The sequence below is a fragment of the Pseudolactococcus yaeyamensis genome (genome assembly GCF_054658615.1).
This window is the reverse complement of the sequence record NZ_BAAGGP010000183.1, coordinates 1-1,272: the sequence shown is the minus strand read 5'-3', so window position 1 is coordinate 1,272 and position 1,272 is coordinate 1. Positions and strand designations below refer to the sequence as shown.

Sequence of the window (1,272 nt, the reverse complement as noted above, 5' to 3'; positions counted from 1 at the left end):
ACGTTTTTCGTTATCAATGACTTTTTCAGATTATTTGGCACAGTTGTTTTCAATGTGAGAGCTGTTATTTTTAAAAACACGCTTCCTATTTTGAGATTGGGAGAGAGAGAGTCATGCGTTTGTCGTGATAGTTAGTACCAGCATTGATTAGGATTATCAGTATCATTTGACACAAGATAATTGATGCTAACAGCAGTCTATTTCTTTTTAAATTTTTCTTGAAATCTTTTACCGCAAGTTTTTTCATTATCTTTTTGTTTCTAGTTTCAAACATCAGATTTCTCCCTCACGCTCTTAAACTTCCGTCTTCTATTCTCAGAACCCTATCAGCCATTTGCGCAATTGTTTCGTCATGCGTAATCATCATAATTGTTTGCTTATATTTTTTACTAGTCATTTTTAATAAGCCTAAAACATCTTGACTTGTTTTCGAATCTAAATTCCCTGTTGGTTCATCTGCTAAAATAATGGCAGGTTTCGTTGCAATAGCACGTGCAATAGCTACTCTTTGTTGTTGCCCCCCAGATAATTGACTTGGATAGTTTTCAAGTTTATCCTGTATACCAATTTGTCTCGTAATTTGATCAATGAATTCATCATCAATATTTTTCCCATCTAATTGAATGGGTAGAACGATATTTTCATAGACATTCAGCAATGGTAATAAATTAAAGTCTTGAAATATAAAACCAATATTTCTTCTCCTAAAAATCGTTAGTTCTTCTTCACTCATTTCTTTAAAATTCACATCATCAACAAAAACATCCCCACTTGAAGGATAATCTAGTCCGCCAATTAAATTTAAAAGCGTCGATTTCCCACTGCCTGAAGTCCCAACGATTGTTACAAACTCACCAGATTGAATGGTCAAATTAATATCTTTCAAGGCATCTACCTCCAAAATACCATTATCATACTTTTTGCATACATTGACTACTTTTACCGAGTTCATATCTCTCTCCTATCTAAAGTAATTATACTAAGTCATTCTTTCAGAAGCATGTTAAAATTCTTTCAAAATTGACAGAAAGAGGAATAATCAGTCCTAAAAATCGAACTCACCATTCCTCTTTTGGTAAAAATAATTTAACCTTTGTTCCACTATCAATTTTAGACTCAATAATCATATAGCCTTCTTGCTTTTCCATAATTATAATCTATTCCTTTCGCGCTCCGCACTCAGGCACAACACCGAATGAAAAAGTGTTGCTTCAAGTTAGGAGCGTTCTTCTATTTTTTGTTAAAATGTATTTGGAGGAGCATAGATACACT

General features: G+C 33.2%; 1 protein-coding gene. It reads right to left on the bottom strand.

The window, feature by feature from the left end; translation table 11 throughout:
* Window positions 1–286: 286 nt before the first annotated feature.
* On the bottom strand, window positions 287–952 hold the full coding sequence (locus ACYQ21_RS15590) for an ABC transporter ATP-binding protein (protein WP_460059593.1): 666 nt from the start codon (window positions 950–952) through the stop codon (window positions 287–289).
* Window positions 953–1,272: the final 320 nt, after the last annotated feature.